The 268-nt window shown below is 68.3% G+C and carries 1 pseudogene; it reads left to right on the forward strand.

Annotated features, from left to right (window positions below):
• Positions 1–268 (forward strand): annotated as a pseudogene (locus ACTFO6_RS18840) (hypothetical protein); the annotation flags it as partial.

Consider the following 268-nt stretch of genomic DNA (forward strand, 5'->3'; position numbering starts at 1 on the left):
CACAACGGCGCGACCCGCGGCGTTTTTTCCCTCGTCGTCGGCGAGCCTTATCCGGGAGGGACGGCCAGCCTTCGGCTCCGGCTGACCGAGGGGAGCGGCGACGGCTCCTCCGCGGTGGGTCTGGACAATCTCCGGGTGGTGGCCACCGTCCCGGAAACGGGAACCCTCTCCCTCGTGGCCGCCGGGCTGATGGGCTTGTTGCTCAGGCTTTCCGATAGACCTCGCCGCCGGACTTCACGAACTCCTCGGCCTTCTCCTCCATCCCCTT

The organism is Pelomicrobium sp. G1 (assembly GCF_051905455.1).
In the GTDB taxonomy this organism is placed as follows: Bacteria; Pseudomonadota; Gammaproteobacteria; order Burkholderiales; family UBA6910; genus Pelomicrobium.